Here is a 23717-nt window from a genome sequence, read left to right on the forward strand (position 1 = left end):
CTGCTAATTTGCTTCGTTTGATAACGACAGCGTTGCAACAGTGACATTAACAAAACCATAGCGCTCACATTTTATGTGAGATATGGTTTTCATAGTCTTCACGGAATCATTTAAAATTGAAACAATTTCAAACTGCTCTCGACGGCTACAGCCTTGTAACCGCACAATCGATCTCGGAGCACGCGAGATCTACGGTTAACAATTTTACAATCGACCAGACTAAGGAGGGCGAAGCAGAACTCGCCCTCATTCTATCATTGACGCAACAGGCATTTGAGACCAACGCACCCGTTCACGGCATCATGAAAGCCCTGACCGAACGGTTACAGACGCTGAAGAACAAGGTAACGCCGCTGACCTGGACGCACCTTGCTGCGCTGGCACAGATGCATCCGGTCTCGTCCTACCTGCTTCAGGATCCCCTGACCCGGTGGTCGTTCGAAAAGCCACGCGGATACAGCGGTGATGCCCAATTGCTGGATTTCATCTACGAGCACCCGGCCGTCGCCTCCCAGGTGAAAGAAGCGTCGCCGCTTGGAACCGAAATCTACGATTTCACGCGACAGGCAGCGTCGGCGGTCGCCGTGCGCGAAAGGCGTGATCTTCTTGCGGGGCATGTCGATGCCGTTGCCAGCGAGAAGCCGAATGCAGAGGTTCTAGCGATCGCCGCCGGACACCTGCGCGAAGCGGAGCGCTCGGATGCCTTTAAGAGCGGCAAGCTCGGACGCTGGGTCGCGCTCGATCAGGATCCGATCAGTGTCGGCTCCGTCAGTTCGGCCTTCCACGGCAGCTGCATCGAAGCGGTCAACGGATCCGTTCGCACCATTCTCGGACGAGCGCAGAAGCTCGGAACTTTCGATTTCATCTACGCAGCGGGCCTCTATGACTATCTGGCAGAAAGCGTCGCCGTGAAATTGACGGAGCGGTGCCTGCAGATGCTAAAGCCGGGCGGAAAGTTTCTTCTCGCGAACTTTGCCCAGGATATCGGCGTTGAGGGTTACATGGAAACCTTCATGAATTGGCCGCTGATCTGGCGAACCGACCGGGATGTCCAATCGATCGTGGATAAGGTCAAGCACCCGATCGCCGACAGCACCGTTACGCGCGGCGAAAACGGCGGCGTTATCTATGCGATGCTGACCGTTTGATGCCTGTGATGGGCAGCTCACGGCCGAGCCGCGTTGCGGCTTGGCCGGCTGAGACGATACCCCATGAACAATAGCGGATAAGCCAGCATGATTGCGGCGAAAGCTGCAGGCAGGGCAATGTCCTGATCGAACATGTGCCTGCGCAGCATATAGCCCGATACGAGATAAGGCGTGTTCCAGAGAGCCGCGCCCAAAAAGGTTGCGATCGCAAAGCGCATGGCGGGTAAGGCAAGCGCTCCGGCGGGAAATGCGAGATAGACCCTCGCAACCGGAATGATCTGGCCGACAAAGGTGACGCCAAACCGGTGATCACGATACCCGTCTTTCAGTCGCCAATACCAACCGCTTCCCACACCAAGACGTTTCTCCATCTGCAAGATAAGAGCGTCACCGCGTTTGGGGCCGAACCATCGACCCAGGATATACCAGAACAACGAACCCGCAGTTGATCCTGCGGCCGTAACCGCAACGACGCCCGGCATATCGCTCAGGCTGGATACGCCGAACATCCCGAGCATGATGAGCATGCCGCCAGAGGGAACGATGGGGATCAACTTCTCTACGGTGGAACAGAGAGCAAGGCCAAGCAGGCCCCATGCAGCCAAAGCCGGCAGGAAGTCGAGGACGTCGGTTTGATTGATCATGCCCCGACCACCGACTGCCTCAACGGCTTTCGTCGCACGATTTTATAGACACGCGCGGGCGGAAAGTTGCGCAGCACCCGCCCGTGCAACGTCGCCTTGAAGCCAAAGCGATCGAGCAGGCGATGTGGCACGGGACAGCGCATCCCGTAAGTGAACTGATAGAGCGCACCGCCCTCCCGCAACCGCGATAACGCGCCATCGAGAATCGCAACGACTGCCTTTGGAGACATGTTCAAGAGCGGCAGACCGCTGATCACGCAACCAAACAAAGGTCCTTCCGGCGGGATATGAGCACTGAGCCTTGCGGCATTGGCACATAGGACGCGGGCGTCCGGAAAGCGCCTTTGCAGCATGACGGCAAAATCGGCACTGAATTCCACCAGGGTGAGATCGCTTTCCCTGACGCCGCGAGCAAGCAGCGCCTCGGTGAAAACGCCGGTGCCAGGCCCAAGCTCAAGAATAGGCCCGGAAGATGGGTTCACCTCGCTGGTGATAAGGTCGGCCAATATCGGGCCGGATGGTGCGATTGCACCCACCATGCGTGGGTTGGTCAAAAGAGTTCGCATGAATAGTGAGGTGTTGGACATCTGTTCCCGTCCCGTGCGGTCCTGGAGATTCGGTTGTTGTCCGACAGTCCTAACGTCGGGCCGATTGCGAGAACATTGCATCAATTGGTCATGAACTGGCCTTAAGCGGCCGACGGGAAAGTCAGCCGGAAGGCTGCGCCGCCGCTCGAGCCTTCCAATACCGAGACCTGTCCGCCATGGAGTCTCGCAATCTCCTGCACGAGGTTGAGGCCGAGGCCGAACCCCTTGCCGTAGCCGGCAAGCCGATGAAACGGCTCAAAAATACGCCCACGTTCGTCGGCCGGAATTCCCTTGCCCTCATCCGTCACGGTGATACCGGTCGCTCGACTGACATCGACAGTAATGGTGCCCTTCCGGCCGCCATGCTGGATCGCATTCTGCACGAGATTGGCAACTGCACGCTCGAGGGCGACGCGATCGCCGATGATTTCGACTTCATCCTCATCCGCATGGAAACAGGGTTCGTAGTTGGCGGCGATCGCGAGCGGAGCCAATTCGGACACGACGTGACGCGCCACATCAACGAGGTTGACCGGTGCGGGTTCAAATCGGTGATTGAGCCGCTGCAGATCGAGGAACTGCTCGGCCAACGTCGCAAGCCGTACGGTATCCTCGAAGATCCTCTCCTTCAGCGGTCCGGGGGGAAGGCCATCGAGACGTGCCTGCAGGATCGCGACAGGCGTGCGCCACTCATGCGCCAGGTGAGCAAAGAGCCGCCTCTGGCGCTCGTGGCCCTCATCCAATCGGCTCAACGCGTCGTTGATCGCTTCAACCAACGGCAGGATCTCTTGGGGAACATCTTCGACGGGCAGCCGCGTCCCCTGCCGATCGACATCGATCTGGCCGGCACGGGTAACGGCAGAATCGAGCGAGGAAAAAGCGCGGCGAACCACCAGCGGCGCCGCCACCATCGTCGCGACGGCAGTAACGATGAGCAGCGGCAAAAGAGTGCTGAAAAAGACGAGGCCGGTCGCGGCCATGGCCCTCGATGGCGATACGCTGCCTTCAACACCCGTCAGAACCTGTATCTCGCCGACCGGCGACCCGACCCATTGGAGCCGCGCGACCGGGACGATATTTCCACCGAAATTGCTGCCGAAGCGGGCCTGCCCTATGCCATCGAGCGTACCGCCGATGCCGGCATAGGCCTTCGGCACCTTCCCGTCCGTGACCGTCGAGCCGGCGCGGTCTCTTACCACGAACCAGAGATCGGGTAGCTCGGCGCGGCGTGCCGCAAGCGCCGGTGTGCTTTTGACGGCAAGTGTGCCGTCCTTGGCGCGCTCGATCGACTGCGCAATCGCATCGATGGTCTCATCTTCCGGCTGAAGCGAGATGACGCTTCCGGTCATCCAGAGGGCGCCAACGATCAGGATGGCAAGAATACTCAGAAGAACCGCCTGCAGCGAGGCGAGCCGCAGCACCAGGCGCCATCGCAATGAGGGCTGGCTTCTACTCATGAGGTCTGCTTCATGAGATAGCCGACACCCCGCACCGGGTGGATCTCGAGGCCGGCATCCGCAGCGATGAGCTTCCGCCGCAAGCGGGATATATGCGCATCCAGCGAGTTGGACTGGATATCGTCCTCGAAACCATAGACGGCCTCTTCGAGCATGTGCCGCTGAACTGTACGGCCGATCCGGCGGGCCAGCGTTTCGAACACCAGCAGTTCCCGGCGCGGCAATTCGAGCCGGTGACCGGCCACATGCGCCTCCCGGCAACCGAAATCGTAGGACATTCGCCCTAGATTGACCACTTCGGCGCGAACATCGCCCGGCCGGCGCATGACGGCACGCAATCGCGCAAGAAGCTCCTCGATTGCAAAAGGCTTGACGAGATAGTCGTCGGCCCCGGTATCGAGGCCATCTATGCGGTCGTCGAGCTGCCCCCGCGCCGTCAGTATGATGACGGGAGCACTCACGCCATTGGCACGGAGTCTTGGAATGAGCGACAGGCCATCGCCGTCAGGCACCTGTCGGTCGAGAAGGATGACATCGTATATGACGGCCTTTGTTGCCTCTTCCGCATCGGCAAGCGTTACCATGTGATCGACAACGGCATCGCGGGAGCGCAACGCACTACACAGCGCGGACGCCATCTCCGGCTCGTCCTCAAGCAGCAGTATTCGCAATGTCCCACCTCTGCGCAAAGAATGCCTGCATTGCATAGGCGCATTGCAAGAACATTGCGACCCCGATCTTGTCGCCCCGTCGCTGCTGCGGAGGCGGGAGGATCAAGGCGATAGGGCTGGCATTTGGGTCGTGGATCAATAGCTGCGCGCCGACAGGGGAAGGCATCGCTTGCCTTCCCCTGTCGGGATTCAGACGCGAACGCGCAAGAATTGTAAGCCATGGCGCACGAAGGCGCATGGCTGGCTTGCGAGCAAGGGACGCTGCTCGAACCCAGTCCCTTTGGCCGGCCTTTTGCCGGAAAACACCCACCGGCATCCACTCCGGATCAATCGAAGCGACGCAGATGCGGCGGCATGAAATACGGTGAACTCGACCTGGTCAACCGGTCGGAAAGACCGATATCGCGAAGCTGGTGGTCCGAGAGATCAGCCACCTGCATGCGCGTCTGACGCTGCCGCCAAATGACAAACAGCAGGGCACCAGCAGTCCTCCATGCACCGAATTTCTGGTACAGTTCATCGACCGTTGCCGTTAAGCTTTCGGCAACCATTAATTGTGAAGTCGTCATTATATTTTCCAGGCGCAATTAAGCCGCCCGGTCCTCTTGAAGCTCGACTGGCCTCAGGAGCTGACACGTCTGCGACGCACCAAATTATTCCCGTAGCAAGTCATATAGGTTTAGTGGGAATTCGCCTAAATGGCGGCAGATAAAGCGTTTGAAGCTTTAATTATAGAGTCGTCGAGAATTTGGTGCGGTGCACACCAAGGTCATCGAGATCATTCCGCCAGTGGCGTTTATAAACATTTGATGATGATGCATTTCACGCCTCCTGTGTTTGATTTGCGGACGAGCGTATAATACGCGAGATCCGATATTCGGCAACCCCACAATTTCGAATTGCAGAGATCTTGCTCAATCTGTTGCCCCAATGCAACAGTGACTTTCCCGCGCCACGGCACGACCACAGAGATCATAGCGCACAGGAGGGTCCGTTATCGGCCGGACTCCTGTACGCCAGAATTCGTCAAAACGAATTGACGATGCCGCCACCGGTCCGCATTTGCTGGACCATGATATGGGCGTGATAGTGCATGGCGCACTTGATTGCGTAGATCTGCAAAATGACCGGAGATCGCCGATGCCGCAAGAGCTTGAAAAAGCGCTGGCGATACACGGCCCGCAGATCCGCCTCCTTCACTCTGCGCATCAATCGGACGAAAATGCCGACCGCTTCCAAGGCCCATGTCGCGTTGAGGGCGAGGAGCCGCAGCGGATGACGACGTAGATGGCGTAAGCGGGTGCTTTCCGGTTTGATGTTGCCATCGATATAGAGGGCATCGAGCCGGTCGAAATAGGCAGACGGCTGATGCAGGTCGCTCAGCACCGAAAGATACCCATCCCGGAGCATTTCGCGGGAGAGATTGAGCGGAATGACGTTGGTGCCGTATGCCGGCGGATCGTCATGATCGAGCCGCCCCTCCTTAGCGAGGCGCGTGTAGAGCGGCGTCTTCGGAATAGCGGCCAGCATGCCGATCATAGCGTTGACGATGCGTGCATCCTTGATGAAGACGCGCTGTGCGTCGAAGATCGTGGCGTCGTCGCTGTCGAAGCCGAGGATCATGCCGCACCAGACTTCCATGCCGGTCTGCTGGATGGAGTGGATCTTCTCCAGCATCGTGCCGCCTTTGCGAAGATTCTGCAGCTTCTTGGTTTCGCGCAGCGCCTCCTCGTTCGGCGTCTCGATGCCGATGAAGACGACGCGAATATTGGCGTCGACCATCAGCTGCATCAGTTCGGCATCGTCCGCCAAATCGATCGACGCTTCCGTCAGGAAGGTCATGGGATAGTGGCGGCTTTCCTGCCAGGCGACGACGTCGCGCAGCACCTCCTTGATCGCCTTCTTGTTGCCGATCAGATTGTCGTCGACGATGAAGGCCGTATCCATGCCGGACGCCAGCAACGCCTCCATTTCGGCGATGACCTGGGCGCTCTGTTTGATGCGTGGCTTGCGCCCGAAGACGACGATAATATCGCAGAAATCGCAGGTGAACGGACAGCCGCGAGAGAACTGAACGCTGCCGACGGCATATTCGTCCATTTTCAGGAGATCGAAGCGCGGCACCGGCACTTTACTCATATCCGTCTTGTCGGACTGCTCATAGCGCCGTGCGTGGCTGCCTTCCTCCCATTCGAGCAGGAACTTCGGCCAGGTCTCTTCCGCTTCGCCGATGAAGGAGACATCGACCAGATTGCCGAAATAATCTTCCTTGACCGTGATCCAAGGCCCGCCGACCACGGTGAAGCAATTGCGCCCTTTGAGCTCGGTCAATATTTCCGTCATGCGGAAGCGCTGGACGATCATCCCCGTCAACGCGACAATATCTGCCTTCGCGCACAGGTCGAAGTCTATCGGTTCGATGTTCTCGTCCACAAGGGTGACGGTATGTTCCGAGGGTGTAAGCGCTGCAAGCAACGGCAGGCAGGCCACCGGAAGGTTGGCCTTCACATCGAACAGCGGCAGCGCATGTTCCATGCCCCAGTAGGAGGTTTCGAAACGCGGATTGATGATGACGATATGAGCCATTGAATATGCCGCCTCATGACTGTGAAGATCTGCTTCTGTATCATGTCAAGCTTGCATGCCATTCCCCCGCTTGCGCTGCAACAACGAAGCAGGTCTCCGATATAGAGGCGGCACCCTTAGCAGCCCTATATGAGCCGAAGATTAAATTGGCTTGGCAAAGCGTGCAATGGCGATGCGGTGTTTTCGGCTGTCGAGAAATTTTTCAGACGGTAATGTCGAAACGTGGAAGGCACGACCGTCTTTACTGAGACGGGTTGCGAAACGCGGACACCGGGTGCTTCCCGTCGCGGGTCGAACCATTGAAGAGGAGCTGGGAGATGAGTTCGTCGTATCGTTGGGTGATTGTCGGCGCAGGCGCGCTGATGACCTGTGTCGCACTTGGTGCAATGTTTTCTCTCGCCATCTTTCAGGTGCCTATCGCCACCGATACCGGCTGGTCACATGCCGGCATCGCAGCCGCTATGACATTGAACTTCCTCGTGATGGGGCTCGGGGCGTTTGCATGGGGCGCTGCGAGCGATCGCTTCGGCATCCGTATCGTTGTCGTCATTGGCGCGTTGCTGCTCGGGCTTGCACTGGTGCTGGCGAGCCGCGCCACCTCGCTCCTGCAGTTCCAGCTGACGTACGGCATTTTGGTCGGGCTTGCAGCCAGCGCCTTTTTCGCGCCGATGATCGCAGCAACAACCGCTTGGTTCGAGAAGGGCAGAAGCCTTGCCGTATCGCTGGTGTCGGCGGGCATGGGCGTCGCCCCGATGACCGTATCGCCTTTCGCCCGTTACCTGATTTCCGCCTATGATTGGCGTTTCGCCATGCTGCTGATCGGGATCATGGCGTGGGTCCTTCTGATACCGGCGGCGTTGCTGGTGCGCCGTGCGCCGGTCCTCGCCGAAGAGCCTGGGGCCAACGGGCAAATGGCTGAGCAGAATCTGCCGCTTCGGCGAATTTTCCGCTCTCCGCAGTTCCTTGTTCTGGGCGCCACCTTCTTTGCCTGCTGCGCGGCGCATTCCGGCCCGATCTTTCACATGGTCAGCTACGCGACGATCTGCGGCGTGGGACCTATGGCCGCCGTGAGCATCTACAGCGTCGAGGGTCTGGCTGGTCTTGGCGGACGCCTGTTCTACGGCACGCTTGCGGATCGGCTGGGCGTCAAGCCTGTGCTGATTGCAGGGCTCCTGGTTCAGGCCATCGCGCTCGCCACCTATTTGCGTGTCAGCGAACTTGGCGAATTCTATGCCCTGGCCGTTGTCTTCGGCAGCGCCTATGGCGGTGTCATGCCCCTATATGCGGTGCTTGCCCGCGAATACTTCGGACCGCGGGTCATCGGCACCGTCTTCGGCGCCGCATCGATGCTGTCGAGCATCGGCATGGCGGCCGGCCCGCTGATTGGTGGCTGGATATTCGATAACTTCGGCAATTACTCCTGGCTCTTTCTCGGATCCTCGATGGTGGGGTTGGGCGCAGCCGCCGTTGCGCTCGCATTTCCGCCCATGCAGCGCCTGCGGCTGCAGGCGGCATAGTCCCTACCTGAAGCGACAGGAATTCCCACGCTTTTGCCCGTCCGGGTGCGTCAACTTTCGATGCGCCCGGCTTCCATCTTTGCGAATAAATCAAGCACAGTCATGCCGGATGGTGATATATTCGCATTTCTTGATGCTTACACACAGTTATTCATAAGCGCCGGCAGTTGCAGGCATTGCAATTTTCAATTTTTAGCCAAAACTCGCGGCTGCATCAGGCGCGTGATCTCCTCGGGGAGGAAATCGGGAGAGCACCCACTGGCGCGAAATTCCGCGCTTATTCGGCCGGAAAGTTCTGCGTAATTCATCATGGGGGACACGAGACAGATCGATTGACGATGTCCCTGGTGCAATTGGGAGGATTGAGCAATGGCAACCACGTCCATGGCCGAGACAACGGGTCGAGGCATGACGAGGGAAGAGAAGAAGGTCATCTTCGCCTCATCCCTCGGAACAGTGTTCGAATGGTATGACTTCTATCTTTACGGATCCCTGGCTGCCTTCATCGGCACAACCTTCTTCAGTGATTATCCGGAGGCAACCCGAAACATCTTCGCCCTGCTCGCCTTTGCGGCAGGCTTCCTCGTCCGGCCATTCGGCGCCCTGGTCTTCGGACGCATCGGCGACCTTGTTGGACGCAAGTACACCTTTCTCGTCACGATCCTGATCATGGGTCTTTCGACCTTCCTGGTTGGCGTTCTTCCGGGATCGGCAAGCTGGGGCATCGCCGCCCCTGTCATCCTTATCATCCTGCGTATGCTGCAGGGCCTTGCGCTCGGCGGCGAATATGGCGGGGCCGCCACCTATGTCGCCGAGCATGCGCCGGACGACAAACGCGGCTATTATACGTCATGGATCCAGACGACGGCGACCCTCGGGCTTTTCCTGTCGCTGATCGTCATCCTGGTCGTTCAAAACGCCATGGGTAAGGATGCCTTCGCCACCTGGGGCTGGCGCATTCCTTTCCTCGTATCCTGCCTTCTGCTCGCCATCTCGGTCTGGATCCGCATGTCGCTTAGCGAATCCCCGGCCTTCAAAAAGATGAAGGAAGAAGGCAAGGGATCCAAGGCGCCGCTCTCTGAGGCCTTCGGCCAATGGAAAAATGCCAGAATCGCGCTTATCGCGCTGCTTGGCCTCACCGCCGGTCAGGCTGTCGTCTGGTATACCGGTCAGTTCTATTCGCTGTTCTTCCTGCAGAACGTACTGAAAGTCGATGGCCAGTCGGTCAATATCATGATCGCGATCGCGCTGTTCATCGGCAGCGGATTCTTCGTGTTCTTCGGCTGGCTTTCCGACAAAATCGGCCGCAAGCCCATCATCATGGCAGGCCTTGCGCTCGCAATCCTCACCTATTCCACTCTGTTTAACGCGCTGACACGGGCCGCCAATCCGGCTCTTGCCCAGGCGGAGCAGACCATCCATGCCACTGTTACGGCAGCACCTGGCGACTGCACATTCCAGTTCAACCCTGTGGGAACGGCGAAGTTCAATAATTCCTGCGATATCGCGACCTCGTTTCTGTCGAAATCATCCGTTCCCTATACGATTGCCGATGGCCCTGCGGGTCAGCCGGCAACGGTCAAGGTCGGCGACGCGACGATAACATCCTATGATGCGACCGCCGCCGGAAAGGACGCCGCAGCCAAGGGCGTCGCTTTCACGCATGACATGAACCTTGCGCTGCAAAAATCCGGCTTCCCGCTGGCGCGCGATCCAGCCAAGGTTCCCGACGCAAAACTCGATGCCTTCATCGCAGCAAACCCTGAGCTCGGGCTCAACGCAGCCACGGTTCGAGCTGGCGAAAAGACCGTCACGCCGATCGCCGATCTCGTCAAGGCCAAGCTTTTGACGGCGGAGCAGGCAGGCGGCGCGACGGACATGCCTGTCTATACGATTGCCAAAGGCGGTGCCTTTAAGATGGTTGCCGACCCCGCAGGCATCAATTGGCCGCTGACCATCCTCATTCTGACGATCCTCGTCATCTATGTGACCATGGTTTACGGTCCGATCGCCGCCATTCTGGTGGAGATGTTCCCGACGCGCATCCGCTATACCGGCATGTCGCTGCCTTATCATATCGGCAACGGCTGGTTCGGCGGTCTGCTTCCGGCAACCGTTTTTGCCATGAGCGCAGCCAAGGGCGATATCTACTATGGCCTTTGGTATCCCATCGCGATCGCCGCAATGACACTGGTCATCGGCCTGATCTTCGTGCGCGAGACCAAGGGCGTCAATCTCGACTCGATCAACTAACGACAATGTGGCCCGGCGCAGCAAACTGCGCCGGGTTCTCGTTCCATTCCGGCGCCCGCATCACGCGCGGCAGAAGCCCCTTTCTCCTCCCATGATCTCCGTATTGTATGTTTCGATAGCAACGTCCTTGCGGTTGAAAAATACCCGTATAGGCGGCTCGCCTTGCACCCGCACGCGCCACCAATGGCGGAAATAGAAAATTATTTCCATAGAATAAGTGATGAAAGGAAGATCGCCCTTGTGATCGGATAGCAGAAGCTTACGAGTGTGGCAGACTTTCATCGAACCTGCCTCCATGACCCTGCTGACCATCCAAAATCTGTCCCGTGCTTTCGGCTCGACGCAAGCCCTGGCGAATGCATCTCTGACAATCGACAAGGGCGAGATCGTCGCGCTGATGGGCGCCAACGGCGCCGGTAAATCGACGCTGGTAAAGATCCTGTCCGGTATTCATTCGGCCGATGCGGGCAGCATCCTGTGGAACGGCAGGGAGTATCGTGCCGATAGCCCGGCGCAGGCAGTGGCTCAAGGCATCGTCACCGTGCACCAGTCCACTGATGTTGTCGGCGTCGCTGGCCTTTCCGTCGCGGATGCGCTGCTGCTCAATCAGTTCGTCGACGGGCGGCAACCGTTCTTCCTATCGCGCCGTTCGGTCCGAAAGAGAGCCGCCACGATATTGGAGGAGGCAGGTTTTGCCCTTCCGCTTGACCGGGATTTCGGCGATCTTGGAACCGCCGACCGGCAAATGGTCGCCATCGCCCGCGCCCTATCGAACAAGGCGCAACTGCTGATCCTCGACGAACCCACAGCAAGCCTTTCTGCAAGAGAGGCAACCCGGCTCTATGAAATCGTCCGCCAGCTGAAGGCACGCGGGATCGGCATTCTCTACATCTCTCACCGCACCGCCGATCTCGACGCGCTCGCCGATCGCGTCGTCATCCTGCGCGGTGGACGCAATGTCGGCGCCTTTGCCCGGCCGATCGATTTCGACGCAGCCATCGAGACCATGATCGGCCGGTCGATGAAAGCCGCACGCCCGCATCGGCGCGAACAGTTCGACCGGACAGTGCTCCAACTTCAGGGCATAAGGCTATTTCCCGACAGCCCATCCTTTGACCTTTCGTTGCATGCGGGCGAAGTCGTGGCCGTAACCGGGGTGCTCGGCGCAGGCAAGAGCCGGCTGCTCTCGGCGCTTTTCGGCATAGAACGTTTTGCGACCGGCGAGGCGCTACTAGACGGCAAGCCCTACGGGCCGCGCTCGCCGGCCGAGGCCATCGCACGCGGTGTTGTCTTGGCGGCCGCGGACCGTCACCGCTCTTCACTAATGCCACCAGACTGGCCGGGCGAGAGCATTGCAGCCACGATCAGTCTGCCGCACCTGAAGCAATGGTATGCATCCGGCTTCCTTTTTTCCGGGCGGGAAACCCGCGAGGGAGAAGAGGCCATCGGCCGACTTGGCATCAAGGCATCGGGACCGGATGCATCGGTCTGGTCGCTTTCGGGCGGTAACCAGCAAAAGGTCGTGTTGGCGCGCTGGGAGGCCGAACCAAGCCGGCTGTTGCTTCTCGATGAGCCGTTTCAGGGTGTGGATGTCGGCGCCCGCCAGGACATCATCGCAGCCATACGTGCCCACAGCGATCGCGCTACGTTGATTGCGACGTCAGATCCGGAGGAGGCGCTTGAAGTCGCCGACAGGGTGTTGGTCATGGAACATCATAGCCTGAAGGACGTCACACCGACGACCGCTGATATCAAGCAAAGCGAGGAATACGCCAGATGACCGACGGTAGCGTCCAAATCGGGGAAAAAGGAAAGTCGGCACGCGAAGCGTTCTCGCTCAAGGAACTTGTCCGGCGCGGCGCGGTGTTTTTCCTGCTCTTTGCCCTGATCGTCGTCTTCAGCTTTGCCCAGCCGGCCTTCATCAACATCAACAATCTGATGAGCATCCTGCAGGCAGTCTCCGTCGTCGCCATCATCGGCGCCGGTGTCACCATCACGCTTGCCATTGGTGGCTTCGATCTGTCTGTGGGTGCAGTTGCCGCCTCGAGCGTCATGGCCGCCAGCTACGCGATGATCGTGCTCAATCTCAATGCCTATCAGACTGTGCCGTTGGTGCTTGTGTTCGGCGCGCTCGTTGGGTTCGTCAATTCCTTTCTGATCGTGCGCCTGAAGGTGCCGGATCTGCTAGCCACCCTTGCCACCATGTTTCTCCTGACCGGTCTCCAACTGATCCCGACGGCCGGGCGCTCGATCTCCGTAGGCTTGATCCTTCCGAGCGGGGCCACCGCGACCGGCAAGGTCGACCCGGCATTCCTGACCATCGGCAGGTCGAGCCTCTTCGGAACCATTCCCCTGCCTGTCATCTTCATGCTGGTCGTCGCGTTCGTGCTCTACGTCTTGACCGAGCGCACCCGTCTTGGGCGCCTCCTTTATGCAACCGGCGGCAACGAAGCCGCGACGCGGCTTGCGGGAGCAAACGTGCCCCGTCTGAAGACCTTCGCCTATGTGATGTCGGGCGTTCTTGCATCGCTCGGCGGCATCATCGTTGCCGCGCGCGTCGGACGCGGCGACGTTTCGTCCGGCGCATCATTGCTGATGGATTCCGTTGCCGCTTCGCTCATCGGCTTTGCGGTCCTCGGTCTGCGACGGCCGAACGTGCTGGGAACGACGATTGGCGCAGTCTTCGTCGGCATTCTCCTCAATGGCCTGACCATGTTGAATGCGCCCTATTACACGCAGGACTTCATCAAGGGCGCCGTGCTCGTTGGTGCGCTTGCACTTACCTATGGCATCAGCCGCAGCAAGACATAAAGGCCGCGGGAACACTCACTCCAACCTAAAGCTCAATGGATTTTCAATGATGAAATTGCTCAGCACAATCGCAGTCGCCGTCGTCGCCGGTTCGCTTCTGACAACAGTCGCATCGGCTGCGGGCCTACCCGGCGCGCCTGCCCCCTTCGACAAGAAGGCGGTCAACATCGCCGTCGTCAGCTTCCTCGGCAGCGGCGACTGGCTGCAGGCCTTCGAGGCCGGCGTCAAGCGACAGGCCGATGCCCTTGGCGTCAATCTCACTGTTTCGCAGGCCCGCAACGACAACGACACGCAGCGCAATCTCATCGAGCAGGCGATCAACCTCGGCGTCGACGGTATCATCATCAACAATGGCCGCCCTGAAGTCCTCAAGGACGTCGCGCAAAAGGCTCTCGATAAGGGCATCAAGGTCGTCGCCTATGACGTCGATCTCAACAATCCGCAGGTGCCGCAGATCGAACAGAGCGACAAGGACATGGCCAAGCTGGCGCTCGATCAAGCCGTCAAGGACAAGGGCGAAGGCTTTACCGGCGGTGTCGTCTATGTCGCCGGTTTTGCGCCGCTCGACCGCCGCTATGCCGTCTGGAAAGATTTCATTGCCAAGCACAACTTGAAGGAAAAGGCCGTCTGGGGCGTCGTCAACGACACCGTTCCGGCCTCCGTCGCCGACCAGACCAAGGCGGTGCTGCGCGCCAATCCGGATATTTCGGTGATTTTCACACCCTGGGATGAATTCGCAAAGGGTGCAAAGCTCGCCATCGACGAACTCGGTCTCTCAAGCCAAGTGAAGATCTATGGCGTCGACACCTCGACCGCTGACATCCAACTGATGGTCGAGCCGGACAGTGCCTGGGTCGCAACCGCCGCAACCAACGCTGCCGTCGTCGGCGAAGTCTCGGTCCGTGCCGTTTCGCTCGCCATCGCCGGCCAATCCCCGGGGCGTTCCGTTCTCCTCCAGCCGACGCTCATCACCCGCGACGATCTGATCAGCAACAAGATCGGCACGATTGAGGAGCTGCAGCAGAAGTTCCCCGCTTTCCTCAAGAGCGATGCGGCAACGGCATCCTGGATTCCGGCTGCGAAAAACTAATTCGCGCCACCATTGGCCAAATGTGCCGCTCCACCTTCCGGAGCGGCATTTCTTGTTTTCAGAAGACGTATGAGGAAGATCCATGCCATCGACCGAGCTGCCAAAGCCGGATTTTGCCCGCAACATGAAGCTCATCGGCCATAGCGATATCGGCGGCCGCGGCGATGGACTGCAGCTGATGGTTCACCGCGGTTACGCCTATGTCGCCCACCCCTGGTCGCAAGGCTTTTCAATCGTCGACGTTCGCGATCCGAAGAACCCACAGACGGTGAACTATGTGGCGGCACCGGCAAACACCTGGAACATCCATCTGCAAACCCATGACGACCTACTGCTGGTCATCAACGCTCTCGACCTGTTCGCAGATGTGGAGACGTTCACCGACGAGAAGATCTACTACACGCAATCGGTCGGCGAGACTGTTGCCTCAAGAAAGCGCGAGCGCGCCTGGACGGCGGGCATGAGCGTGTTCGACATCTCCATTCCGGACAGGCCGCGCAAGATCGGCCAGCTTGATGTCGAAGGCGTCGGTTTCCACCGGCTCTGGTATGTCGGCGGCCGCTATGCCTATGCCTCGGCGCTGCTCGACGGCTTCACCGACTACATCTTCGTCACCATCGACATTGCCGATCCGACCAAACCTGTTCTCGTCGGTCAATGGTGGCTCCCCGGCATGAACCGGGCGGCGGGAGAGACGCCCGACTGGGGTGACGGCAAGCGCTATGCCTTGCACCACGCGCTCGTCCACGGCGATGCGGCCTTTGCCTGCTGGCGGGACGGAGGCTTGACGCTTCTCGACATCAAGGATCATTCCGTACCCAAGCTCATCAAGCACCATAACTGGTGCCCACCCTATGGCGGCGGCACACACTCGCCGCTGCCGCTTCCGGGCCGCGAGCTGCTGGTGGTGGCCGATGAAGCCGTGCTGGACAATGAGGAGGACGGCCGCAAGCACACCTGGATCTTCGACATCCGCGTGCCGGAAAACCCGATCAGTATCTCGACTTTCCCTATCCCCGCCGAGATCGACTATACCAAGAAAGGTGGCCATTTCGGCCCACACAATCTGCACGAAAACCGGCCGGGATCTTTCATCTCTGAAACGCTGATCTTTGCGACCTGGCAGAACGCCGGCATTCGCGCCTTCGACATTTCCGACCCGTATCATCCGGTTGAAACAGGCGCGCTCGTCCCAGCAGGCCCGACTATCATGACAGACCGTCGTGCCGGCCGGCCAAAGGTCATCCAATCCGCAGACGTCTTCGTCGACGCCAACGGTCTGATCTACGCAACAGACTACAATGCCGGTCTCGAAATCATCGAATATGGCGGCTGAGCAAACTGCTCTGCCTGTCGCAAGGTGATCTGCCCGACATATCGGGCAGATCGTCAAAGCCTCTTAGACCAGTTCCTCATGCGAGGGCTTTTCCCAGAGATTGATGCCGCCTTCGACGGCGTAACGATCGATCTCGGCAAGCTCCTCGGGGCTGAAGCTCAGGTCGTTGAGAGCGGCCACGTTTTCTTCTACCTGCCGCGCCGAGCTTGCACCGATCAATGCCGACGTCACGCGCGGATCCCGGAGAACCCAGGCGATGGCGAGCTGGGCAAGCGACTGGCCGCGGCGCTTGGCGATCTCATTCAGCGCACGGGCACGCTCGATATTTTCTTCTTTCAGATGCTCCGGCCGCAGCGGGTCGCCACCAGGTCGATTGACGCGGGAATCCTGCGGGACGCCATTCAGATATTTGTTCGTCAGCAGGCCTTGAGCAAGCGGCGTGAAGGCAATGATACCCGCCCCTACCTCGTCCGAGGCCGCCAGCAGATCCTTCTCGACCCAGCGATTGAACAGGTTGTAGGACGGCTGATTGATCAGCAGCGGCACCTGCCGCTCCTTCAGCAACGCGGCGATTTCGCGCGTCTTGTTGCCGGAATAGGAGGACACGCCGACATAGAGCGCCTTGCCCTGCCGGACCGCCTGCGCAAGCGCATCGGCCGTCTCTTCGAGAGGCGTCTCAGCATCGAAGCGATGAGAGTAGAAAATATCGACATAGTCGAGGCCAAGTCGGGTAAGACTCTGGTCGAGGCTGGAAAGCAGTGCTTTCTTCGACCCGCCGCCACGACCATAGGGACCGGGCCACATGTCCCAGCCTGCCTTGGACGAAATGATGAGTTCATCGCGATACCCGGCCAGGTCCTGTTTCAGGATATGGCCGAAATTGATCTCGGCGCTTCCCGCGGGCGGACCATAATTATTGGCGAGATCGAAATGCGTGATGCCGAGATCGAAGGCCTTGAAGAGGATTGACCTCTGAGTATCGAGAGGCGTCGCATCGCCGAAATTGTGCCAAAGGCCAAAGGAAATTGCCGGCAGCTTGAGGCCGCTTCGGCCGACCCGGCGGAAATGTGCCGAGTCGTAGCGTTCCGGATCGGGATGGTAGGTCATGAATTCTCTTCCTGTTGGTCATATTGTGCCGACACCAGCGGGGGCTGGCCAAAAGCCTGTCGCGCTCGCCCTTACAGCACCCCGAGAATGGCAGAGTCCAATCGAATAAAAAGCCATTCCATGTTTTTTATCTCGTCATTCGGAGATGTTTTTTCCAGAGCGAAATGCATCCGACGCGTATGACTGGCATAGAGCGGCCGATGCGATCATCATGCCAAGGCGCCCGCCATCTCGCTTATGCATCCGAACCAAAACGCGCCCGATAAAAGCCGGGGGTCACTCCAAGATGCTTGAGAAATGCCCGATGTAAAGTATCCAGGCTTTTGAAACCGGAACGCTCGGCAATCCGTGCAAGCGACCAATCCGAGGTTTCAAGCAGCGCCTTGGCGCGATTCAGTCTCGCGGTTTCCACGAATTGCGCCGGGGTCGTGCCCGTTTCCTTGCGGAAACTGCGCGAAAACGTGCGTTCACTCATCCCTGCCCGGCTTGCCAATGCCGGGATAGACAAATCGTCCGCCGGCGCCTCAATAATCTCGTTCAAAAGCTTGCGCAGCTTCGGTGTCGCATTTGTCTGAATGGAGAGGCTGGTGCTGAACTGGGATTGCCCGCCTGGCCGGCGCATGAACAAGACCATTTGGCGCGCGACGGCCAGAGCCGTCTGCGGGCCGCAATCAGCCTCGACAAGTGCCAGGCACAAATCGATGCCGGCGGTAATGCCCGCCGAAGTGTAGACCGGCGGTGCGGCAACGAAGATCGCATCCGGCTCGATTTCGATTTGCGGCCGCAACTCCTTCAGAAGAGCGCAGGAGCTCCAATGGGTGGTGGCACGTCTGCCGTCGAGAAATCCGCCGGCGGCAAGTATGAAGGCGCCGGTGCAAACACTCGCCATGCGTCGGGTGACGGCTTTGCGCGAATGCAGCCAGTCCAACAGAGCCGAGCCGAATATCACTTGCCGCAGGCCGGTTTCGCTTCCACCGGCCAGTATGATGCTATCGAGATCGACGGGCAGTTGCTCCAGCGCCGTTGTCTCGCCGAACACCAGTCCTCCGGCCGAACTGCTCTTCACAGCCCCACCCGCCGGAGAGGCAAGGACAACCTCATAGGGAGGCACTCCCGGCGGCAGATAAAAGTTCGCCATCGCAAACACTTCCATCGGGCCGACAATATCGAGCGCCTGGACGCCATCATAGCCGATGACGGCGATACGTTTGGGATGAAGGGCGGGTTCCTGCATTGGCGTAAATTGCGATATCTTTGACATTTCCGCCAGTCGGCTCCGCGAATATTTCTCCAGTCGAGAACATCGCAACTTTGGACTATCCTCATGTATCGCCTCTATCTCAGACCCTTCCTCCTTTTCCTGCTCGCATTCGGCACCATCGGCTGGGCTTCGATTACCTTCGCGGCGAGCCAAAACCCGATCCAAATCCCACCACTCAAAGCGCACCGAACACGACCCCTCATCGTCATCGTCGCGGACAACAAGGGCACCGAGACGACGGATCTCGTCGTCCCTCATGGCATTATCCGCAGCGCCGGCATCGCCGACCTACTCGTGGTTTCGACCCATGCGGGCGTCGTGGATCTGATGCCTGCACTGAAAATCCGACCGGACACGACCATGTCGGATTTCGATCGGGAACATCCGGAAGGTGCCGACATTGTCATTGTCCCGGCCATGCATGACGATCGCAACCGCAATGTCACCGCCTGGATCCGTCAACAATTCTCGAAACGCGCAATGGTCGTCTCGATTTGCGAAGGCGCATGGCTTGCGGCACGGGCCGGTGTTTTTGACGGTAGGCGCGCCACGACCCACTGGTACGCTTTCGACAAGATGAAGCGCACCTTTCCCCGGGCGAATTGGGTTCGCAACCAGCGCTATGTCGTCGACGGCAATGTGGTGAGCACGACAGGCGTCACGGCCTCGATCCCGGCTTCACTTGCGCTCGTTGAGGCGATCGGCGGACAGGCAAAGGCGCAATCAGTCGCAGCCGGCCTTGGTGTCGACGGATGGAGTGCAGCTCATGACGCGACGCCGTTTCGCATGACCACGGGCCGGCTCTGGCGCTTCGCTGCCAACTATCTCGCCTTCTGGGGCCATGAGACTATCCGCATGCCGGTCCAGGATGGCTTCGACGAGATCGCTCTGGCACTGGCCGCTGATGCATGGTCCAGAACCTTCCGTTCGCAGGCGCTCGTTGTCGAAAAGGCGGCATCTATCCGCTCGCGCAATGGCCTTGTGCTGGTGCCCGATGTTTCCGCGGAAAACAGCGCTTCCAGCATGGAAATTCCCCTGCTTCCGCCCGCGAGAATTCTCGACGACGCGCTATCTCAAATCGCCGCGCGCTACGGCTCGCGAACATCCGATATCGTCGCATTGCAGCTGGAATATCCGACAAGGCATTGAGCCAGGCGCAAGCGACGAAAGATCTGTCGTGGGGTCGGGCCAAGGTTTGAGCCGCATGCTTGCGCGGTGCGGCTCAAACCTGTCTGCCGCTAGAGCAGTTTTTCCAGTGCAATCGGCAAGTCGCGGATGCGCTTGCCAGTCGCATGGAACACGGCATTGGCGATGGCTGGCGCCACGCCGACAATACCAACTTCGCCGACGCCCTTGCCCCCGAGCGCCGAGGCATTGTGATCGGGCACGCCGACGGAGATCACCTGGATATCCGGAATGTCCGAATTGGTCGGCACGAGATAGTCGCCAACATTGTTGTTGACGGTTCGTCCGTTGCGCTGATCGATCAAGCCCTCTTCAAGAAGCGCCTGACCGATGCCCATGATGATGCCGCCTCGCCACTGGCTTTCGACCAGCTTTGGATTGTAGAGGCGGCCGCAATCGAAGGCGGAGACCATGCGGGAGACGCGCACTGTGCCGAAATCCTCGTCGACCCGCACTTCGGCAAAATGAGCGCACCAGCTGTGCATGGAGAAATCGCCCATGGTCGGGCCTTGAACCCTGGCCATCGTCGTCCAGGCCTGAAGCTGCTCCTGCGCGTTAGCGCCATCCGGCAAGGTATTGCGCCGGACTTCGATCTCCTCACGCTTGAGGGCGGACATCAGTTCCGCGAGCGTCAGTGACGGCGCTTCGCCGCGGGGAGCAGCGACGCGCCCCTCGGCAAAGTTCAGCGTGTTCGCACCCGTATCGCGGAACGGCGAGTTGGCATCGCTGAGCGCAAGGCCGATAAGCTCGTCGCGGGCGGCGACTGCTGCCTTATGAACGGCCCCCATAATCGAGCCGGCGAGCATCGAACCGCCGGCGATCGCCGAACCGGGCAGGCGCGAATCGCCGAGATGGACTTCGACCTGATCCACTGGAATGCCGAAGACCTCCGCAGCACTCTGGGCAAGGATGGTATAAGTCCCCTGCCCCATGTCGATGGCACCGCTGACGACTTCCACGCGGCCATTGGCGAGAATGCGGATCATGGCCTCGCTCGGCGCCCGGATGACCGGGAAGGTGCCGCAGCCGATACCCCAGCCGATCAGCGTCTTGCCGTCGCGCATCGAGCGCGGCGTGTGGCTGCGCCGCGACCAGCCGAAGGCCTCGGCGCCCTCGGCCAAGGCTTCGCGGAGCCGGCGCGTCGACCACGGCTTGCCGGACTGGTAGTCGTGATCGGCATAGTTCTTCAGCCTGAGCTCGAGCGGATCCATGCCGAGCCTGTAGGCGAGTTCCTCGATGGCGCATTCGATACCGTAGGCGCTCGGGTTCTTGCCCGGACCACGCAGGGCGCCGGGCGTGACACTGTTCACAGGCACGACGCGATGCTGTGACGAGAAGTTCTCGACCTTGTAGAGGATGGACGTTGCCGCACCCGTCTGCTCCGGCCAGTCGGCATAGACCGAGGTCTCGCTGGCGCCGCGGTGGACGATCGCCTGCAGGATGCCGTCCTCCGTCGCGCCGAGCGCAATCTTCTGTCTGGTTCCGGCGCGACCGCCATAGCTCGTGAAGTTTTGCGGCCGGGTGACCGCAAGCTTCACTGGCCGGCCAAGCTTTCTTGCGGCCACAATCGCAACAGCACCATAAGCGAGCGGCTGCCCCTTCGATCCGAAGCCGCCGCCGATGAAGGGTGAGATGATCCGGACATTCTCATAGGGCATATCGAACCATTCGGAATACATGCGCGCCATGCCATGCGACCATTGGCTTGGCTCCCAGATCGTCAGCTGATCGCCGTCCCATTTCGCCGTCAGGCCATGCGGCTCCATCGCGACGTGATATTCGCGAGGCGTGGAATATTCGGCCTCGATCCTAACCGGGGATGCCGCAAGCGCCGCCTCGGCATCACCCCAGGCGATCGAAAGCGGCTCCACGAGCTTGCCCTCACCGGCTTTCGGATCGTTGAGATCGGCGACATGCTCGCTCGCCTCATAGGTGACGCGCACCAGTCTGGCCGCTTCTGTCGCCTGCTCGCGGTTTTCCGCCACGACAGCGGCGATCGATTGACCGTTGAACTGCACGTCGCGCGGCAGCGGATAATAGGGTCCATCGACCGGCTTGTTGCCGCCCCAGTCAGCCGAAAGCTTGAGACCGAGATCGTCGTCCGGAGTCAAAGCCAGCAGCACCCCTGGCATGGCGAGCGCTGCCGAGACGTCGACCTCCAGAACACGGCCGGCCGGGATCGTGCTCTGCACAAGGACGGCGTAGGCGAGGTTTTCGACAGGGTATTCCAGCGCATAGGTCGCCTTCCCCGTCACCTTCATATTGCCTTCAAAGCGCGACTGGCGGCCACCGACCGTACCGTCGGAAGCATCGCCATGTTTGCGTGGTTCCATCATGGTCATGCCAGGCCTCCCATCTTGAGAATGGCGCGGGCGACAACGCGCGGCGCAAGTTCGATCTTGTAGCGGTTGCCGCCGTGAGAAACGGCGCCTTCCATGGCGAGACGGCTGGCTTTTTCCACGAGCTCGGCGCTCAGTCCCTTACCGACAAGCGCCTGCTCAACATCGCGCGCGCGCCAGGGCTTGGTGGCGACGCCGCCGAGCGCGATGCGAATATCGCGGACAGTCCTGCCATCCGCTTCCAGCTCAAGGCCGACAGCGGCGCCTGCCGCGGCGAATTCATAGGACTGCCGATCCCGAACCTTGATGTAGGTGGAGTTCCGAGCTGAAGCGGACACCGGGATAGTGACAGCGGTGATGATCTCGCCGGGCTGGAGAACCGTTTCCTTGTTCGGCGTGTTGCCGGGAATGAGGAAGAAATCTTCGATGGCGATCTTACGACTATTCGTTTCGACCGCCGCATCGAATGCGACAAGAGCCACTGCCAGATCGCCGGGATAAGAGGCGATGCAAGCCTCGCTCGTTCCGAGTACGGCATGATTGCGCGTCACGCCGCCGATCGCCGAGCAGCCGGAGCCGGGACTGCGTTTGTTGCAGGCGGGAAAGGCACCGGGATCGCGGAAATAAGCACAGCGCGTCCGCTGCAGGAGATTGCCGCCGATGGTCGCCATATTGCGCAGCTGGGCGGAGGCAGCAAGTGACAGCGATTCCGAGACTGCCGGGAAAGCCGCACGTACATCCTGGTGATCTGCAACCTCGCTCATCCTCGCAAGGGCACCGATCGTGGCGCCGGCGGCCTCGATGGTGATGTCGCCCATGCCGGAAAGATGCGTGATGTCGATGACCGTCTCTGGCTCAGTCACCCCGCATTTGGCGAGGTCGAGCAAAGTCGTGCCGCCTGCAAGCAGCATGGCGCCGGCCTGTTGCGCCGCCTGGGCGGCTTCGGCTGTCGATGTGGCGCGCACATACGAGAAGTTTCGCATTACGCTACCTCCGCGGCCTGGCGCACCGCCGCAACGATGCTGTTATAGGCCCCGCACCGACAGAGATTGCCGGACATATATTCACGGATCTCCGTATCGGAACCGGCATGTCCCTCGCGAATACAGGCGACCGCCGACATGATCTGGCCCGGCGTGCAATAGCCGCACTGGAAGGCGTCATGCTCGATGAATGCCGCTTGCACTGGATGCAGATCCCCCGTCTCGCCGACGATTCCCTCGATCGTTGTGATGGCACGCCCTTCGACTTGCGCGGCAAGCGTCAGACAGGAAAGCACGCGCTTGCCGTCAACATGGCAGGTGCAGGCGCCGCATTGGCCCTGATCGCACCCTTTCTTGGTGCCGGTCAGCGAAAGATGCTCGCGCAGCGCATCCAGCAAGGTCACGCGTGGCTCGAGATCGAGTTCGTGGCGCTGTCCGTTGATATCAAGTGCAATATGAATGGTTCGTGTCATGATAAGCTCCTGCCATCGTCACGAAGATCAGCCGTACGAGATCTAGAATAATCTATTCGACGGTCTACCGGTTGCTATAGGATATTTTCAGGAAGACGAGGCCGGTGGCTTGCTTCGCGAACACAGCGCTCGTCAGAACTAGGGAACGAAAGACGCCGCAGATAAACGGAGGCGCCTCCGTTTAAATTAATGCCTGGCGCTGTTTCGTCAAGCCCTGATCGGCTCCTGCGCGTTTTTCCGGCTTTCCGAACGGTTTGGCGCGGTTAAGA

19 protein-coding genes are annotated in these 23717 nt (G+C 59.7%); 8 read left to right on the forward strand and 11 right to left on the reverse strand.

Annotation, left to right across the window (positions count from 1 at the left end):
- Positions 1-116: 116 nt before the first annotated feature.
- Entirely contained in the window at positions 117-1148 is a 1032-nt protein-coding gene (locus GGD46_RS08930; protein ID WP_184703397.1) for a class I SAM-dependent methyltransferase, read from the forward strand.
- Positions 1149-1165: 17 nt separating this feature from the next.
- Here GGD46_RS08930 and GGD46_RS08935 read toward each other — a convergent pair whose 3' ends face one another.
- The 6 genes from GGD46_RS08935 to GGD46_RS08960 form a co-directional block, all read right to left on the reverse strand.
- Positions 1166-1792, reverse strand: coding sequence for a DedA family protein (locus GGD46_RS08935; RefSeq protein ID WP_184703398.1), 627 nt, complete (start codon positions 1790-1792; stop codon positions 1166-1168).
- On the reverse strand, positions 1789-2379 hold the full coding sequence (locus tag GGD46_RS08940; protein ID WP_184703399.1) for a class I SAM-dependent methyltransferase: 591 nt from the start codon (positions 2377-2379) through the stop codon (positions 1789-1791). The genes GGD46_RS08935 and GGD46_RS08940 overlap by 4 nt, the downstream gene beginning before the upstream one ends.
- A 101-nt stretch (positions 2380-2480) precedes the next feature.
- Positions 2481-3836 (reverse strand): HAMP domain-containing sensor histidine kinase, encoded by a 1356-nt coding sequence (locus tag GGD46_RS08945; protein WP_184703400.1) that lies wholly within the window; start codon positions 3834-3836, stop codon positions 2481-2483.
- Positions 3833-4507, reverse strand: a complete 675-nt coding sequence (locus tag GGD46_RS08950; RefSeq protein WP_184703401.1) for a response regulator transcription factor — start codon at positions 4505-4507, stop codon at positions 3833-3835. The genes GGD46_RS08945 and GGD46_RS08950 overlap by 4 nt, the downstream gene beginning before the upstream one ends.
- Before the next feature lie 326 nt (positions 4508-4833).
- Complete coding sequence (locus GGD46_RS08955) at positions 4834-5076, reverse strand: DUF1127 domain-containing protein (RefSeq protein WP_184703402.1); 243 nt, start codon at positions 5074-5076, stop codon at positions 4834-4836.
- Positions 5077-5533: 457 nt separating this feature from the next.
- Positions 5534-7093 (reverse strand): DUF4070 domain-containing protein, encoded by a 1560-nt coding sequence (locus GGD46_RS08960; RefSeq protein WP_184703403.1) that lies wholly within the window; start codon positions 7091-7093, stop codon positions 5534-5536.
- Positions 7094-7410: 317 nt separating this feature from the next.
- Here GGD46_RS08960 and GGD46_RS08965 point away from each other — a divergent pair, with 317 nt between their 5' ends.
- The 6 genes from GGD46_RS08965 to GGD46_RS08990 all read left to right on the forward strand — a co-directional run bounded on the left by GGD46_RS08965 (position 7411) and on the right by GGD46_RS08990 (position 16100).
- Entirely contained in the window at positions 7411-8610 is a 1200-nt protein-coding gene (locus tag GGD46_RS08965) for an MFS transporter (RefSeq protein WP_184703404.1), read from the forward strand.
- Positions 8611-8979: 369 nt separating this feature from the next.
- Complete coding sequence (locus GGD46_RS08970; protein WP_184703405.1) at positions 8980-10863, forward strand: MFS transporter; 1884 nt, start codon at positions 8980-8982, stop codon at positions 10861-10863.
- Between the two features lie 295 nt (positions 10864-11158).
- Positions 11159-12643: a sugar ABC transporter ATP-binding protein gene (locus tag GGD46_RS08975; protein ID WP_184703664.1), complete on the forward strand. Its 1485-nt coding sequence runs from the start codon at positions 11159-11161 to the stop codon at positions 12641-12643.
- Complete coding sequence (locus tag GGD46_RS08980) at positions 12640-13674, forward strand: ABC transporter permease (protein WP_184703406.1); 1035 nt, start codon at positions 12640-12642, stop codon at positions 13672-13674. The genes GGD46_RS08975 and GGD46_RS08980 overlap by 4 nt, the downstream gene beginning before the upstream one ends.
- 46 nt (positions 13675-13720) lie before the next feature.
- Positions 13721-14764: a substrate-binding domain-containing protein gene (locus GGD46_RS08985; protein ID WP_184703407.1), complete on the forward strand. Its 1044-nt coding sequence runs from the start codon at positions 13721-13723 to the stop codon at positions 14762-14764.
- An 82-nt stretch (positions 14765-14846) separates the two neighbouring features.
- Positions 14847-16100, forward strand: coding sequence for an LVIVD repeat-containing protein (locus GGD46_RS08990; RefSeq protein WP_184703408.1), 1254 nt, complete (start codon positions 14847-14849; stop codon positions 16098-16100).
- A 63-nt stretch (positions 16101-16163) separates the two neighbouring features.
- Here the strand turns inward: GGD46_RS08990 and mgrA are convergent, their stop codons facing one another.
- Positions 16164-17207, reverse strand: a complete 1044-nt coding sequence (mgrA, locus tag GGD46_RS08995; RefSeq protein ID WP_184703409.1) for an L-glyceraldehyde 3-phosphate reductase — start codon at positions 17205-17207, stop codon at positions 16164-16166.
- A gap of 235 nt (positions 17208-17442) precedes the next feature.
- Complete coding sequence (locus GGD46_RS09000; protein WP_246806246.1) at positions 17443-18468, reverse strand: GlxA family transcriptional regulator; 1026 nt, start codon at positions 18466-18468, stop codon at positions 17443-17445.
- A gap of 63 nt (positions 18469-18531) precedes the next feature.
- Between GGD46_RS09000 and GGD46_RS09005 the strand changes: the two genes are divergently transcribed.
- On the forward strand, positions 18532-19617 hold the full coding sequence (locus GGD46_RS09005; RefSeq protein ID WP_184703410.1) for a DJ-1/PfpI family protein: 1086 nt from the start codon (positions 18532-18534) through the stop codon (positions 19615-19617).
- Between the two features lie 89 nt (positions 19618-19706).
- Here the strand turns inward: GGD46_RS09005 and GGD46_RS09010 are convergent, their stop codons facing one another.
- The 3 genes from GGD46_RS09010 to GGD46_RS09020 are packed head-to-tail and all read right to left on the reverse strand — an operon-like array spanning position 19707 to position 23448.
- Positions 19707-21995: a xanthine dehydrogenase family protein molybdopterin-binding subunit gene (locus tag GGD46_RS09010; RefSeq protein WP_184703411.1), complete on the reverse strand. Its 2289-nt coding sequence runs from the start codon at positions 21993-21995 to the stop codon at positions 19707-19709.
- Complete coding sequence (locus tag GGD46_RS09015; RefSeq protein WP_184703412.1) at positions 21992-22975, reverse strand: xanthine dehydrogenase family protein subunit M; 984 nt, start codon at positions 22973-22975, stop codon at positions 21992-21994. Before GGD46_RS09015 ends, GGD46_RS09010 begins: the two co-directional genes overlap by 4 nt.
- A complete protein-coding gene (locus GGD46_RS09020; RefSeq protein ID WP_184703413.1) occupies positions 22975-23448 on the reverse strand; it encodes a (2Fe-2S)-binding protein in 474 nt (157 codons plus the stop codon). Before GGD46_RS09020 ends, GGD46_RS09015 begins: the two co-directional genes overlap by 1 nt.
- Positions 23449-23717 lie beyond the last annotated feature (269 nt).

Source organism: Martinezella lusitana, assembly GCF_014207095.1.
Taxonomy (GTDB): domain Bacteria; phylum Pseudomonadota; class Alphaproteobacteria; order Rhizobiales; family Rhizobiaceae; genus Rhizobium; species Rhizobium lusitanum_B.